This window comes from [Clostridium] fimetarium, assembly GCF_900111235.1.
Lineage (GTDB): Bacteria > Bacillota > Clostridia > Lachnospirales > Lachnospiraceae > Clostridium_N > Clostridium_N fimetarium.
In genome coordinates, this window is record NZ_FOJI01000001.1 from 275,065 (window position 1) to 291,229 (window position 16,165).

The window sequence follows — 16,165 nt, forward strand, 5'->3', positions numbered from 1 at the left end:
ATAATACATATAACAAAAGGAGAAATATTATGGAACAATTAAAAAATCAAAAAATAGGTGAAGAAGTTGGATTTGAAAGAATAAGAAGAATTACAGGTTATCTAGTAGGAACCATGGACAAATGGAATGATGCAAAGAAGGCAGAAGAAAAGGACCGTGTAAAGCATGGTCCTGGAAAATTAAGTGCTTAATCTTGCAGGCTTAGTGGATGATAGTATCGTAGATGGGCCGGGCATTCGGCTGACAGTATTTTGCCAAGGATGTAGTCATCACTGCGAGGGATGCCATAATCCCGATACTTGGGAATTTTGTGGCGGAACTGAAATGGAAGAGCAACAAATTGTGCAGATGGCTAAGGCGAATCCATTGGTAAAGGGCGTTACTTTTTCAGGTGGTGAGCCATTTGACCAAGCAGCAGGATTTGCAAAACTTGCAAAGCTTTTAAAAAAAGAAGGATATGAAGTTGCTAGCTATTCTGGATATACATTTGAACAGCTTGTGAACGGTACAAAAGAACAAAAAGACTTGCTACAAAATATTGATGTCCTAATCGATGGGCCTTTTATTCTAGGTCTTAGAAATCTTTCATTGATATATCGTGGAAGTTCGAATCAGAGAATCCTTGATGCGAAAGAGAGTTTACTTCAAGGTGAAGCGATTGAGAAAAAATCTCCACGTTGGTTTGGAGAGTATTAATAAAGATAAAAATTAAGGGAAGCTCAAATGGGCCTCCCTTAAAAATATTATAATATTCAAAATCTGGTTAAATCAAAATAGCCCTTTCTTTTTTAATACAAAGGCTGAAATAGCACAAGTAACCAAAGTGATTGTACAAATCATAGCAAACCCAAAGGAACTATCTGAAAATGGCATTCCGTCTGTATTAACATTCATACCATATATTCCTGAAATAATAGTAGGAATCGCCATTATAATCGTAATGGAGGTTAATCCTTTCATGACTTGATTCAATGAATTATCGATTATAGAGGCAAAAAGCTCTCTAGTACCATTTAAAATATCGCGATAAATATTGGCCATTTCGATGGCCTGTTTATTTTCTATAATAACGTCACTTAGAAGTTCTTGATCTTCAGCGTAATGTTCGATTTTGCCGTAACGAGTTAATTTGTCTAATACAACACCATTCACACGTAGTGAAGTTGCAAAGTATACAAGATCGGATTCTAATTCGTGTAACTCAATTAGATCGATATTTTTAGTACCTTTATGCAATCTGGCTTCAATGTCTTCTCTTGATTTATCAATATTACGAAGACAATTCAGGTAGACGGAAGTATTGCTATAGAGAATATGATATATAAATCGGGTTCGTTTACTTGTGTTAAAATCCTTGTGTTTTCCAGCTTTGAAGTGGCTAAGAACAATAGAGTCTTCCGTGCATACAGTGATAATTACATCTTTAGATAAAATAATTGATAAGGGGATTGTTGTATAGGCATCATTGCCATTACGAATCTCACGACTAGGTATATCAACCAGTATAAGGGTGTAGTTATCAGTACGTTCAATACGAGATGCTTCTTCAATATCTAAAGAAGCTTTTACATCGTTTAGATCAATGTCACAACGTTCTGAAATATGAAGTATTTCCTCAGGAGTAGGATGTGTAGCACATATCCACGAATTAGTTGTGATTTCGTCTAATTTTTGAATATTACCATCTATTGTTTTGAATATTTCAATCATATAATAATCCTCCCTTTCCTATTTAAGTGATAATAATGTTATTATAGCAAAATTTGTAATATTATACTACTATAAAAATATTTTGCTACTACATAAAAATAATATATTATTACATAAAACTATTATACTAATACAAAAAATCATTGTGTACAGTACGCGCTATCTTATGATATAATTCGAATAAATTAGTTATAAGAACTTACAAGTTTCTATAACATAGATTATATACCAAATGGAGGAATTTATTATGTACGAAATGAAGAATGAATATCTAACAGGGATTGAAATGATTGATGAAGAGCACACAAAGCTATTTGAAATCGCCGATAAACTTTATAATTTATTAAATGATCAATTTATTCCAGACAAATATGACTATATTCTTGAAGTTGTCGGTGAGTTAAAAGATTATGCAAAAAAACATTTTGCAGATGAAGAAGCTTATATGGAGAAGATTAATTACAAAAGAATGTTTACACAGAAGATTCAGCATGCTGAATTTGTTGAAAAGATGAGTTCTTATAATCCAGATAAGATTGATGCAGATCAAAAAGAAGCTTGTATGGATATTCTTGAATTTATAAATAATTGGTTGGTTGAACATATTCTTGAAAATGATTTGAAGATTGCTGAAAAATAACCATTAACCATTAACCAATAACCATTAACCAATAACCAGTAAGCAATTGCACAAACCAGCGATGCGTTGAAATATGCGCAGAAATGTGAGCAAATATGACATCTAAATTAGAACAAGAATTAGAGGAAATGTTACCATTTTGGAATAAACTACAAAATGAACAAAAAGCGATGTTGAGTCAGAGAGCAATTGATAAAAATTATCTAACGGGAACGATCTTACATGCAGGAAGTGAAGATTGCGTTGGTTTATTTTTAATACGATCAGGTAGAATTAGAGCTTATATTGTGACGGAAGAAGGAAAAGAAATTACATTATTTCGATTGGTGGAGAAAGAATTATGCATATTTTCAGCATCATGTATGATGAGAAACATAAGCTTTGATATATGGATATCAGCAGAAACAGATGTCGAGACAATTCTAATCCCATCGTCTCTTTATAGCCAGATATCCGAAAAAAACATTGCAGTTGCGAATTTCACAAACGAAGTGGTGAGTTCTAGAATGTCAGATGTAATGTGGGTATTAGAAGAAATGCTTGTTAAGAGCTTTGATAAACGGTTAGCACATTTTTTGATTATACAATCGGATTTAGAAAAAACAGATACACTAAAAATAACACATGAACAAATTGCCAATCATCTAGGCAGTGCCCGTGAAGTAGTGACTAGAATGATGAAATATTTCTCGGAAGAAGGATTTATTGTTCTGAAAAGAGGAAGCGTGAAAATCATAGATAAGCAGGGATTGAAGAAGTTAATCTGATAATAATGTATCAATGGTGATTGCGAATATTTTATTTGGCATGGGTAAATAATAAGTAAGATAGCTAGGAGGCGTAAGTTTGGAAGATAGAAAACATAAAGCGATAGAGAATCATAAAAAAGGATATAATTGTGGTCAGGCCATTGCTTGTGCCTACTGTGATGTAGTTGGAGTAGATGAAGAAACTGCATTTAAAATGACAGAAGGTCTTGGTCTTGGAATGGGATGTATGGAAGGTACATGCGGAGCGATTACGGGAGCAATAACTATCCTTGGCTTCAAAAATAGTACGGCTAATTTAGAAGCACCTAATTCTAAGGGAAAGACATATCAGTTATCTAAAGAATTAGTGGAAACCTTTAAGAATAAGAATAAAGCAATTGTGTGTAAGGATCTAAAGGGGATAGAGACGAATCAAGTACTTCGTAGCTGTCAGGGTTGTATTGAAGATGCTTCAGATATATTGGATGATATATTAAATAAGATGGAATAGATTAGATAATTATTTAAAAAGTGTTGTCACATGAACTTTAGTGTGCAACTCTTTTTTTTGTAGCAAGTTTGTGAAACACTATACAATTCAAATAATTCTGTGGTAATATAAAACACAGTGTAGCAAAATTCGTAGGCAAATATAATTTACCAAAAGAAGAAGACACTCTTGCAAAAGTAACCACAGGGATGGAGAAAAATGAGACATTTATTAGTTTATTTAAAAGATTATAAAAAGGAAAGTATCTTAGCACCATTATTTAAGATGCTTGAAGCATTGTTTGAATTATTTGTGCCACTTGTTATGGCATTGATTATAGATAATGGAATTGCAAATGGAGATAAGGGCTATATTGTAAAAATGTGCACACTAATGGTAGCACTTGCTATTATTGGGCTTGTATGTTCAATATCCGCTCAGTTTTTTGCGGCGAAAGCAGCAGTTGGATTTTCAACAAAATTGAGACACGAACTATTTCATCACATTCAAAATCTTTCATTTACAGAAATGGATACAATTGGAACCTCAACATTAATTACAAGGATGACAAGTGATGTGAATCAAGTGCAAGCTGGCGTAAATCTAGTGCTTAGATTGTTTCTTCGTTCACCATTTATTGTGTTTGGAGCAATGATAATGGCGTTTACAATTAATGCAGGAGAAGCATTTATATTTGTTATCACAATTCCAATTCTTTCAATTGTAGTATTTGGTATTATGTTTATTAGTATGCCAATGTACAAAAAAGTGCAAGCAAATCTTGATAAGGTACTTGGAATTACTAGGCAGAATCTTACTGGAGCCAGAGTAATCAGAGCATTTGGCAACGAAAAAAATGAAATAAAGCATTTCCAAGATAGCAATCAAACCCTTACAAATATTCAGAAATATGTTGGTAAAATTTCTGGGTTAATGAATCCAATTACCTATGTCATTATAAATGTAGCAATTATAGCGCTGATTTGGCATGGAGCACTAAAAGTAGAGGCTGGTAATATAACGCAGGGACAATTGATTGCATTGGTAAGCTATATGTCACAGATTCTTGTGGAATTAGTGAAACTGGCAAATTTAATTATTACAGTAACCAAGGCGTTAGCATGTGCTAATCGTATTGAAGATATATTCGAAATTGAATCTAGCATGAAAACTAAATATGAAGAAACTAACAATGAAGAAACTAACAATGAAGAAACTAACAATGAAGAAATTAAGCGTGTAAGTAAAGATGATAGCAAAACTGTAGTGAGAAATGAGAACTTAATCACGGGAAATCGTGTGGTTGAGACTAAGAACGTAAGTAGGCGCCAGCTAGACTTCGTTTCAGTAGAATTTAAACATGTAAGTCTTACTTATAAAAATGCGGGTGAGGAATCACTTACGGATCTTAATTTCAAAATAAAAAGTGGACAAACAGTTGGTATTATTGGTGGAACTGGTTCTGGAAAATCTTCAATTGTGAATTTGATTCCAAGGTTTTATGATGCAACAAATGGTGCTGTTTTGATTAATGGAATAGATGTAAAAGAATATTCATTAGAGGAACTTAGAGATAAAATTGGAGTTGTAATGCAAAAGGCAGTTCTGTTTAAGGGTACAATTAGAGAAAATCTCCTTTGGGGAAACAAGGATGCGACAGAGGATGAAATAAATCAAGCCTTAATAATTTCGCAGGCAAAAGAATTTGTTGATAAAAAGTCAGAGGGACTTGAATCATTTGTTGACCAAGGTGGTAAGAACCTATCAGGTGGCCAAAAACAAAGACTTACAATTGCAAGAGCAATCATTAAAGATCCAGAAATATTGATTTTAGATGACAGTGCTTCTGCACTTGATTTTGCAACAGATGCAAACCTTCGTAAGGCAATTCAAGAGATGAATTATGCACCAACTGTCTTTATTGTATCGCAAAGAGCATCTTCGATTCAGCAGGCAGACCAGATAATTGTATTAGATGATGGTAGTGTGGTCGGAATAGGAACCCATAATGAGTTGATTAAAAATTGTGATGTATATCAGGAAATATATTTTTCTCAAGTACATCATACAAGTAATTCAGAAGTGGAGGTGAAATAAATGCAAAATCATATAGTAAAACCAAAAGAAGTACAGAAAAAAACGATAAGCAAGGTTCTTAAAAGAATCAAAAAGTATTGGTTATACATTATACTTTCAATTATTTCGGCAGCAGTTACAGTTGCCTCCACGTTGTATGTTCCAATTCTTATAGGAAGAGCAATTGACTCCATTATAAAACCAGGGCAGGTAGAATTTGATTTCGTATTTAATATCCTGTTGCAAATTGCGATTGTAATCGGAATAACCGCAATTTCACAATGGGTTATGAATATAAGCAATAATAAAATAGCATACAATGTAATTAGAGATCTTCGTGAGGAAGCATTTAAAAAGATAGAAATTTTACCTTTGAAATATATTGATGGACATTCCTATGGGGAGATAGTAAGTCGTGTCGTTGCAGATGTTGATCAGTTTGCAGATGGACTTTTAATGGGGTTTACGCAACTATTTACAGGAGTTATTACAATTTTGGGGACGTTGGGATTTATGCTAACAATAAATGGTGGGATTACAGCGGTAGTTGTCTGCATCACGCCCGTTTCACTATTTGTGGCTAGTTATATTGCCAAGAAAACATTCAAGATGTTCAAGCTTCAATCAGAAACCAGAGGCGAACAGACTGCTTTAATTGATGAAATGATAGAAAATCAAAAAGTTGTTCAAGCATTTGGACATGAACCTGAAACAGAAGAGAAATTTGATGAAATCAATAGCCGACTTCAAAAATACTCGCTTCGAGCCATTTTCTTCTCATCAATAACGAATCCGGCAACTAGATTTGTAAATAGTATTGTATATGCAGGAGTTGGTATCACAGGAGCGTTTGCGGTTGTTTCGGGCAGCTTGAGCGTAGGACAGCTTTCCTGTTTTCTTAGTTATGCAAACCAGTACACAAAGCCATTTAATGAAATATCAGGTGTAATTACAGAACTTCAAAATGCATTGGCATGTGCGAATAGAATATTTGAATTAATAGAAGAAGAACCACAAACGGCAGAGCCCAATAACGCAATTAATATGGAAAATGTTAATGGAATTGTAGAGTTAAATGATGTATATTTTTCGTATAATCCTGACTATAAATTAATAGAAAATTTTAATCTTCATGTAAAAAAAGGTCAAAGAGTAGCAATTGTTGGACCAACGGGTTGTGGAAAGACAACAATCATTAATCTACTCATGCGTTTCTATGATGTTAGTAGTGGTGAAATTAATGTAAGTGGTAAAAATATCAAAGAAATAACCAGAAATAGTCTTAGAAAAAGTTATGGGATGGTTCTTCAGGATACTTGGTTAAAGACTGGAACAATTAGAGATAATATTGTAATGGGTAAACCAAATGCAACAGATAAAGAAGTAATTGAGGCAGCAAAAGCATCTCATGCACACAGCTTTATCAAGCGTTTGAAAGACGGTTACAATACATTTATTTCAGAAGATGGGGGAAACCTATCACAAGGACAAAAACAGCTCCTATGTATCGCTAGAGTGATGCTGTGTCTTCCACCAATGCTTATATTAGATGAAGCAACATCTTCAATTGATACACGTACAGAAATTAAGATACAAGAAGCTTTTGCGAAAATGATGAAAGGCCGTACTAGCTTTATTGTTGCACATAGACTATCGACGATAGAAAGCGCTGATATAATCCTTGTAATGAAGGATGGAAATATCATTGAAAAGGGTGACCATAAATCATTAATTCAAGAAAATGGATTTTATTCAAAACTATACAATAGCCAGTTTGCCTATGCAACCCACATAAGATAATAATAAGGTAAAAATAGCTTGTTTAGTATATTTGCAACTGGTAAAAATGCCGCGATATTTATAAAAACAGGGCACAATACTAGACTTCCAATGATAAATACAGGTATTAGCGAAATCATTAGTGAACTTTTTCGAATGATATAGGAAAGAAGTGAACAAAACACAATAATTAGTAAAATATATAAAATCATAGATTTTAATTCTACCCAAAGTGATACTTGAACATTAGCAAGATATATTGTAAGCAGTGATGAAATAGCAAACAAAAGTGTTGGGATCACGATATATAAAATCCTGCTAATTCGCTGAAATGAGTAGCTCATTGGCGCAAAAACACCATTTTCAGAGTCCTTTAACCATTGCACACATCCAAATAATCCTGCTACAAATATTAAAATCGATAGAATTCCTCGTATCGGAAAACTAGATTTTTCGACTTTTATTTCACTGAGGCTATTGGTGTCTCCATTATCTGAGAGCGTATTATAATCAATGTGAAAAGTTGCAGCACCATTAACATAGTAATCATATTTCTCATTAGTCATTTTAATTGCGCTCGATTTAATAGAAGAGAAAAGTGTGCTTTCATTTATGTAATTCGTTGCAATGTTTTTACCATAGACACGAAAAAGTGCAGAAAATAATATCTCATTAGAAAGTGAAGATATAAATTCAGATGAGTTCTTTATGAGCGTGATACATCCTTTGTAGGACTTGCTGTCTAGCTGGTTGGTAAGATCTTTGGAGAAAATATATCCACAGTCCGTATCTCCGTTTTCAATACTTCGGTAGAGCTCTTCAGAGGAATCACATGTATAAAATTCTAAAACAGAACTGTCACTAATCAGTGAGTTAGCAGTGTCTACTGAGGTTGAGTCCAGATCTAAAAGAACGATTCCTATGCGAGGGGCTTCACTTTCTAAGGCTTTAGGAATGTGACTAATAATAAAGGCACATAACGGAAGCCCAATCAAGAATATTAGCAAAACGATATTTTTCAACTGTCTTTTTACTAAAAGGAAAAACCATAAAATTATTTTATTCATATCTTTAAATTAGCCTCCATTCTATAATCGATTTTGTTGAACATGGTCAAAAAATGCGGCACCACCAATAAAAAGCCCTGAAAATCCTACATTTATTATAAAAGTCCCAAGGGTTGTAGTATTCGTAATGATTTCTCCACAAAGTTTGATGAAATAGGTGGTTGGCAAAAATACGCCAATTTTTTGTACTATTTCTGGAAGAAGTGAGCTTGGAATAAATCCGCCTGAGATAAATAGCATTAATGTAGACAGTGTAAATAGTAATAACACGCCTAAAGACTGACTGTTCGCAAATTGAAAAATGAAAAGAATCATTGAAAACACACCAAATATTAGTAAAAATAAGCTAATAAAAGAAGTGAAATTAATATAAACAAGAACATTGCTAATCGCTGGAAATCTTATTTGGGCGAGGGCTGTCATCATATATGCAAATATTAGCATGGTAAAAAACACCAAAGTTACACCTACAATTTTAAATAAAAACAGCAAAAAAATTGGAATTCTGCGCCTTTTCAAGGAAATACTGAGTGCACTAGTTTCTCGCTTTAACAAATCAGAGCAAGAGATTCCACTAAGTAAAAGGAGAAGTACAATTCCAGAACATATATAAAATTGAATAATTGTTAGATTACCAGTTGCAGAAATAGTATTTGTTTTAAAATATACACTTCTATCTAGCGCATATGAAAAATATGCCTTATTCAAAAAATCTTCTGATTTCTCTACGCCATCTTTGATTTTGTAATAATTACAAACATCATCAACTGCATAAATTCCAGCTTGAGCAGCACCAATATCGGTAACTCCAGAATTCACAAGAGTCCGAAACAGCATTGATTTTGTGCCGATTCCACTTCTAGGAAAAATAATATTTGCGGGTGTATTTGTCCCATCAATAATGTGATTAATAAAATTATCAGGAACTAATATTATGGCATAGATACTACCATTTTTTAGACCTTCATACGCAGATTCTTTGCTCATTTCTTTAAAAGTGCAAACATTTTTTACTGTCTCGATTTCTGATAAAAATGAAAAAGCAAGGGATGTGTATGCGTCACCATCGGGAGGAAGCACTACGGCAATGTCCATCTTGCTACTGCTTTTACTGTTGGTTAACAGTTTCGTTCCACAAAATCCTATCAGTACAACAAGTGATGCAAATATTAGGGTCGCACAAATTAGTTTTGGAAGAGATTTGAATGCGGCTTTTATTTGAAACCATAATAATAAAAGGTATTTAGCCATGAATTGCAATCATCCTTTCCATTAATTTTTGACCAACTGGCTTATCTAAAAGCTCAGTGAGGATGCCGTTTTGCAAAAGATACATACGGGTGCAAAAATCTAGTTCAGCTTCTTCATGGCTTGTAATAATTACTGTACCGCCATTTTTAATATATGTTTTTAAATAATATTTAATATCTTCTTTGCAAATAATATCAAGGGAGGCGCCTGGTTCATCTAGGATAAGAATCGGCGGGCTTTTTGCAAGAGCACAAGCAATGCTCAAACGTTTTCTCATACCACCTGATAATTTTTCAACAGGATAATTTTTATAAGAATCAAGACCAAATCTAGCTGGAACACCAGTTTTTAAATCTTCATCTAGATTTCTTGTACTTTCACAATACCAGAAACGAAGATTATCAAGCACAGATAACTTATCCATTAGAGGGTTGTCTTGCGGCACATAGCCTACATAGTCAGAAAATAACTTCGGATTTTTAATCGGATCTTTTCCATCATATAAGATACTTCCTGAAGTTGATTTCCTAGAACCGGAAAGAATACCGAGTAAAGTTGATTTTCCACATCCATTCGCACCAACAATTGCTATGTATTCACCCTTTTTTGCATTAAAAGTTGCGCCATTAAGAATATGATTTTTACCGTAGTTTTTACATATACTATTTACCTGAATCATAATTTCCCTCATTTCAATACTATTTTAAAAATTTTCTATTCATTTTAAATTTTCAACATTCTTGTGTATGAAAGATGAAATATCTTTCATACTTATAATATACTACTGCTTTATAGCCTCATAAAATATATTGTGCCATTTTTTTACAGCTTTGTAAACATATATATAAAGCTATATGGGTTTATGACACATCAATATCCTTATTTGTATAGTATAGATATGAGTTATTACAATCAAACAGCGAAGGAGCAAAATAATGGGTAATATAATTGATTATGTTAACGAATTTCAATCAGTAAATTTTAAAGAAAAACCATTTGAAGCTGTTGATGGCTTGGTTCTTGCATGTTTTGCTTATTTTGATTTTGGCAAGTTGGTACCATCTGTTAGTGCTGAATCAGAAAATGTAACGATAGTTGATTTGTCTAAATCCAGTAATTATGAGGAGATGTTTTTAGATACATTTGATCCCTTGAAAAGTGAAGAATTATTTCAAGCGATGTTGCAAAGTAAGAGATTTGGTAGTATTCAATTAAATTACTATGTGAATGAACATGATGAAAAAGAGGAAAAACAATTTTCTGCCATTACGGTATTTTTTGAGGATAGTGCATTTATAGCTTATAGAGGAACTGACAACTCATTTGTCGGTTGGAAAGAAAATTTTAATATGTCCTATATATCTATAATTCCATCTCAAAGGGCAGCATCTATATATATTGATTATATTTCAAAACAAACGAATGGGAAAATATATTTAGGCGGACATTCTAAGGGCGGAAATTTAGCGATATATAGTGCGACATATGCGGATGAAAAGGTGCAGAATAGAATTGTTGCAATCTATTCTTTTGATGCACCAGGATTTAAGGAAGATATTCATACACAAGAGGGATACTTGCGTGTAGTCGATAGAATCCTAAAATATGTTCCCAATTCATCAATAGTAGGAATGTTACTATTACAAGAAAAAAACTATTTTATTGTAGAAAGTAGTGTAAAAGGAATTCTACAACATGATGCTTTTTCGTGGGTAGTTGAAAATGGTGATTTTGTATATCTGGATAATTTGAGGGAAGATTCCGTTCAATTAAACAGTTTGCTGAATACTTTGATTGAAAATATTAGTGATGATGAAAGAAAAAGACTTGTTGATATCATATATAGAATCATTATCAAAAATAAAATAAGAACCGCAAATGAGTTTGTATCAAATTGGAGAAGAGTAGCATTTGGGATATTAATTGGAATAAAAGGGATGTCGAAGGATACGAGGAAAGCAATGACGCAGATGGTTAGAAACGTGTTCTTTCAGATGGTCAAGATGGGATGAATTTTGGTGATGGACGGACGAAAAACCGGGTATATGTCCTCCTGTTCGCTATTGCCTCTACAGCCGTACGCGATTGTCTGCATTCGGTTTGACACAAAAAGATGTGTCAACCGCCTGCAGACAATCGCGTATGGCTGTAACGGCAAATGCGGACAATAGAGGACATATACCCAGTTTTTCTACTCGATCGTAGCCGAAATTCACGCGGGAAAGAGCGAAAACCGCCTAACCGGGAGAAACTATCTTCCTATGAACGGTTTTTTTGCGCGCAAAGATTGACTGAAGTCCTTAGCGATGGAACCAAGAAAAAACGTAAAAATGTCCTCGATTGTCCGCATTTGCCGTTACAACCATATGAGATTGTATCCAGGCGGTTGACACATCTTTTTGTGTCGAACCGAATGGAAACAATCTCATATGGTTGTAGAGGCAATAGCGAACATGAGGACATATTTACGTTTTTTCGCCCGTTCTCGCTAACATCCCACTCAATCTTCCTTATTCTTAAGTGCAGCTGCTATGAATCCCTTAAACAAAGGATGTGGCCTATTTGGTCTTGATTTAAATTCTGGATGAGCTTGTGTTGCTAAAAACCATGGATGGTCTATTAATTCAATCATTTCAACAATTCTTCCATCAGGTGAAAGACCGGAAAGTTTCATTCCATTTTCTGAAAGTACATTTCTGTAGTCGTTGTTGACTTCATAACGATGACGATGTCTTTCTTTTATTGTTGCTGTTCCATATACCTCAAAGGCTTTAGAAGTTTTGTCAAGTACGCAAGGATATGAACCAAGTCTTAAAGTTCCTCCAATATCATCTATTCCTTCTTGGTCTGGCATAAGGTGAATGACTGGATGTGTTGTCTCTGGCTTAAGTTCAACACTGTGAGCATCGGCATAGCCGATAACATCACGAGAAAACTCAACGATTGCCAACTGCATACCAAGGCATAAACCTAAGAATGGAACTTTTTGTTCTCTTGCATATCGGATTGCCTGAATCTTGCCTTCGACACCTCTATCACCAAAACCACCAGGAACTAAGATACCATCAACATCTCCTAATAATTCAGCAGCATTTTCAGCAGTCACTAACTCTGAATCAACCCACTTAATGTTGACATCACAAGAATTAGCAACACCGCCATGTTTTAAAGATTCAACAACACTCAGATAAGCATCATGTAATTGAATATATTTTCCAACTAAAGCTATACTAATTGAGTGCTTTGGATTTTTCCAAGCAGTACACATTGCACGCCATTCATCAAGGTCAGGTGATGGACACTCGAGATTCAGACATTTACAAGCAACTTGTGCTAAATTTTCTTTTTCCATAGCCAGTGGTGCTTCATATAAAATATCAACGTCAAGATTTTGAAGAACCTGTGATTTAGGGACATTACAAAATAATGCGATTTTATCTTTGATTCCGTGTTGAAGTGGTTGCTCTGAGCGACAAACGATAATGTCTGGCTGAATACCCATGCCCTGAAGCTCTTTAACGCTTGCCTGGGTTGGCTTGGTTTTCATCTCGCCTGAAGATTTCAAGTATGGAATAAGAGTTACGTGAATTAAAATAGCATTCTCTCTGCCAACTTCATGCTGAAATTGACGAATAGATTCAAGGAAAGGCTGACTTTCGATATCACCGACTGTACCACCAACTTCTATAATTGCAATTTTAGTCTCTTCGGATGAGTAATCTCTAAAGAAACGGCCTTTGATTTCATTTGTTATGTGAGGAATTACTTGAACAGTTCCTCCACTAAAATCTCCGCGACGTTCTTTTGAAAGAACAGACCAATAGATTTTACCAGTTGTTACATTTGAGTTTTTGTTAAGACTTTCATCAATGAATCGCTCATAGTGTCCGAGATCAAGATCAGTTTCTGCTCCATCATCGGTTACAAATACTTCACCGTGTTGAATTGGGTTCATAGTACCGGGATCTATGTTAATATAGGGATCAAACTTTTGCATTGTGACTGAAAAACCACGAGACTTCAGTAAACGACCAAGTGAAGCGGCCGTAATACCTTTGCCTAAACCTGAAACGACGCCACCTGTAACAAATACGTACTTTACGGGCATGATGTACCTCCTTATTTTTTAAACTAATTTATATATTATACAACGAATGACATGTTATTTCCACAAGAATTTACAAAAAATATAACCAAAATGTAGAAGTAAAATTTATATAATGTGAAAACAATATCCATATATTATAGAAAATGTATAAAATTATTATAAATACGTACACTTTTGGTGTTTATTATATTGATTTTATTTTTAATTATCTCTATAATGAAATCAGTGTTGTTCGAAATTGCACAAATATGAAAGTAAGAGAGAGGTGACTTGATGGAAAACAATAACAATAATAATAATAACAATAATAAAAATAAAAATAATAATGGTAATAAAGATGGAAAACAGCCCAAATTTAACCAAACTATAGTTATTCTTATGATTGCAGCATTATTTATATTTATGGGTATTAGTATGCTTAATAGTATGGTGAAAGATGCAACATATAAGGAGATTACATACGATAAATTCGCTAGTATGGTAAACAATGATGAAGTTAGTAAGGTGACCTATGAAGCTGATAGAATTTTAATTGAGCCAAAGGATCAGGAAACTTCAATTAGCGGTATTAGTTATACTTATTATACTGGTAAAATAGATGACCCTGAAATGATCCAGCTGTTAAAGGATAAAGGAGTTGAATGGGGCGGTCAAATCCCAAATAAAAATTCTTCCCTCATCGATTTTATCTTAGTATATATATTGCCATTTCTTTTGATTTATCTTCTATTTGGATTTGTTTACAAGAAGTTATCAAAAGGTGGAGGTATGATGGGCGGTATGGGTGTTGGAAAGAGCAATGCTAAAATATACGTTCAAAAGGAAACGGGAGTTACATTTAAAGATGTTGCGGGTCAAGATGAAGCAAAGGAATCTTTGAATGAAATAGTAGATTTTCTTCATAATCCAGAAAAATATTCAAATATTGGTGCAAGACTTCCCAAAGGTGCTCTTTTAGTAGGCCCTCCAGGAACAGGTAAAACACTTCTTGCAAAAGCAGTAGCAGGTGAAGCGAAAGTACCATTTTTCTCACTTTCAGGTTCTGATTTTGTAGAGATGTTTGTTGGTGTTGGTGCGTCTAGAGTAAGAGATTTGTTTAAACAGGCACAGCAAACTGCACCTTGTATCATATTTATAGATGAAATAGATGCAATTGGTAAGAGTAGAGATTCCAGATATGGTGGCGGTAATGATGAAAGAGAGCAAACGCTCAATCAATTGCTTTCAGAGATGGATGGTTTTGATACATCAAAAGGTCTGTTTATATTAGCAGCAACGAACCGACCAGAAGTACTGGATAAAGCACTTCTTCGTCCAGGTCGTTTAGATAGAAGAATTATTGTAGATAAACCTGATTTAAAGGGTCGTGTAGACACGCTTAAAGTTCATTCAAAAGGAGTACTTATGGATGACTCAGTTGATCTTGATGCGATTGCGCTTGCTACATCAGGAGCAGTTGGTTCAGATCTTGCGAACATGATCAATGAAGCTGCAATCAATGCAGTAAAGAACGGGCGTAAATTTGTAACACAGGACGATTTATTCGAATCGGTTGAAGTTGTAATCGCTGGTAAAGAAAAGAAAGATAGAATTCTTGGAAAAGAAGAGAAACGTATCGTTGCTTATCACGAAGTTGGCCATGCACTGATTACTGCTTTGAAAAAGAATGCTGTACCAATTCAAAAAATCACAATTGTACCAAGAACAATGGGATCACTTGGTTATGTAATGCAAGTGCCTGAAGAAGAAAAGTACCTTATGAGTAAGGATGAACTTTTGGCTAGACTTGTAACATTTTTAGGTGGTAGAGCAGCAGAAGAAATCGTATTTGATACAGTAACAACTGGTGCGTCAAACGATATTGAAAAAGCTACTTCAATTGCAAGAGCCATGATTACGCAATATGGTATGTCCGATAAATTTGGATTGATGTCTCTTGAAACAGTTGAAAACAAATATCTAGATGGCAGAACAGCACTTAATTGTAGCGATAGCACAGCGGCTGAAGTCGATTCAGAAGTAAAAGATCTCTTGAAAAAATGTTTCCTAGAGGCGAAAGCGCTTATTAGTGAGAATAGACCAGCGCTTGATGCGATTGCAGAATTCTTGTTTGAAAAAGAGACAATCTCTGGTAAACAGTTTATGGAAATTTATAATAGAATTAAAGGTATAGAAACACCTGAAGAAACTCCAGAGTTAGGTACCACTGAATTAGACCCATTTAAAGAAGAACAATAAATGTAACTGTATATTCAGAAAAAGTCCGGATCTTAAGATTCGGACTTTTTCTGCGAA

14 protein-coding genes are annotated in these 16,165 nt (G+C 34.2%); 9 read left to right on the forward strand and 5 right to left on the reverse strand.

Annotated features, from left to right (window positions below; all coding sequences use genetic code 11):
• The first annotated feature begins 29 nt into the window (after nucleotides 1-29).
• Nucleotides 30-191, forward strand: a complete 162-nt coding sequence (gene nrdD / locus BMY18_RS20670; RefSeq protein WP_139197195.1) for an anaerobic ribonucleoside-triphosphate reductase — start codon at nucleotides 30-32, stop codon at nucleotides 189-191.
• The gene (gene nrdG, locus BMY18_RS01245; RefSeq protein ID WP_092449770.1) at nucleotides 184-696 is read left to right on the forward strand and encodes an anaerobic ribonucleoside-triphosphate reductase activating protein; all 513 of its coding nucleotides are present in this window, start codon (nucleotides 184-186) and stop codon (nucleotides 694-696) included. The genes nrdD and nrdG overlap by 8 nt, the downstream gene beginning before the upstream one ends.
• Nucleotides 697-768: 72 nt before the next feature.
• On the opposite strand, the gene BMY18_RS01250 is transcribed toward nrdG, so the two are convergent.
• On the reverse strand, nucleotides 769-1,710 hold the full coding sequence (locus BMY18_RS01250) for a magnesium transporter CorA family protein (RefSeq protein WP_092449772.1): 942 nt from the start codon (nucleotides 1,708-1,710) through the stop codon (nucleotides 769-771).
• Nucleotides 1,711-1,957: 247 nt separating this feature from the next.
• On the opposite strand from BMY18_RS01250, the gene BMY18_RS01255 reads away from it, so the two are divergent.
• From BMY18_RS01255 to BMY18_RS01275, 5 genes are all read left to right on the forward strand, one after another.
• Nucleotides 1,958-2,350 carry a bacteriohemerythrin gene (locus tag BMY18_RS01255; protein WP_092449774.1) on the forward strand — a complete coding sequence of 131 codons (393 nt, stop codon included), beginning with the start codon at nucleotides 1,958-1,960 and terminating at the stop codon, nucleotides 2,348-2,350.
• A gap of 95 nt (nucleotides 2,351-2,445) precedes the next feature.
• On the forward strand, nucleotides 2,446-3,117 hold the full coding sequence (locus BMY18_RS01260; protein WP_092449776.1) for a Crp/Fnr family transcriptional regulator: 672 nt from the start codon (nucleotides 2,446-2,448) through the stop codon (nucleotides 3,115-3,117).
• 79 nt (nucleotides 3,118-3,196) lie between these two features.
• Complete coding sequence (locus BMY18_RS01265; RefSeq protein ID WP_092449778.1) at nucleotides 3,197-3,610, forward strand: C-GCAxxG-C-C family protein; 414 nt, start codon at nucleotides 3,197-3,199, stop codon at nucleotides 3,608-3,610.
• Between the two features lie 198 nt (nucleotides 3,611-3,808).
• Nucleotides 3,809-5,686 (forward strand): ABC transporter ATP-binding protein, encoded by a 1,878-nt coding sequence (locus tag BMY18_RS01270; RefSeq protein WP_092449780.1) that lies wholly within the window; start codon nucleotides 3,809-3,811, stop codon nucleotides 5,684-5,686.
• On the forward strand, nucleotides 5,687-7,465 hold the full coding sequence (locus tag BMY18_RS01275) for an ABC transporter ATP-binding protein (protein ID WP_092449782.1): 1,779 nt from the start codon (nucleotides 5,687-5,689) through the stop codon (nucleotides 7,463-7,465).
• Here BMY18_RS01275 and BMY18_RS01280 read toward each other — a convergent pair.
• Genes BMY18_RS01280 through BMY18_RS01290 form a run of 3 tightly spaced genes read right to left on the reverse strand, consistent with a single transcriptional unit; the run spans nucleotide 7,444 to nucleotide 10,441 of the window.
• Nucleotides 7,444-8,511, reverse strand: coding sequence for an ABC transporter permease (locus BMY18_RS01280; RefSeq protein ID WP_092449784.1), 1,068 nt, complete (start codon nucleotides 8,509-8,511; stop codon nucleotides 7,444-7,446). The genes BMY18_RS01275 and BMY18_RS01280 overlap by 22 nt on opposite strands.
• A 21-nt stretch (nucleotides 8,512-8,532) precedes the next feature.
• Nucleotides 8,533-9,762, reverse strand: a complete 1,230-nt coding sequence (locus tag BMY18_RS01285) for an ABC transporter permease (protein ID WP_092449786.1) — start codon at nucleotides 9,760-9,762, stop codon at nucleotides 8,533-8,535.
• Nucleotides 9,755-10,441 (reverse strand): ABC transporter ATP-binding protein, encoded by a 687-nt coding sequence (locus BMY18_RS01290; protein ID WP_092449788.1) that lies wholly within the window; start codon nucleotides 10,439-10,441, stop codon nucleotides 9,755-9,757. The genes BMY18_RS01285 and BMY18_RS01290 overlap by 8 nt, the downstream gene beginning before the upstream one ends.
• Before the next feature lie 256 nt (nucleotides 10,442-10,697).
• On the opposite strand from BMY18_RS01290, the gene BMY18_RS01295 reads away from it, so the two are divergent.
• On the forward strand, nucleotides 10,698-11,774 hold the full coding sequence (locus BMY18_RS01295) for a DUF2974 domain-containing protein (RefSeq protein WP_092449790.1): 1,077 nt from the start codon (nucleotides 10,698-10,700) through the stop codon (nucleotides 11,772-11,774).
• 488 nt (nucleotides 11,775-12,262) lie between these two features.
• Here BMY18_RS01295 and BMY18_RS01300 read toward each other — a convergent pair whose 3' ends face one another.
• Nucleotides 12,263-13,870, reverse strand: coding sequence for a CTP synthase (locus BMY18_RS01300; protein WP_092449792.1), 1,608 nt, complete (start codon nucleotides 13,868-13,870; stop codon nucleotides 12,263-12,265).
• 273 nt (nucleotides 13,871-14,143) lie between these two features.
• Here BMY18_RS01300 and ftsH point away from each other — a divergent pair, with 273 nt between their 5' ends.
• Entirely contained in the window at nucleotides 14,144-16,108 is a 1,965-nt protein-coding gene (gene ftsH, locus BMY18_RS01305; RefSeq protein ID WP_092449794.1) for an ATP-dependent zinc metalloprotease FtsH, read from the forward strand.
• Nucleotides 16,109-16,165: the final 57 nt, after the last annotated feature.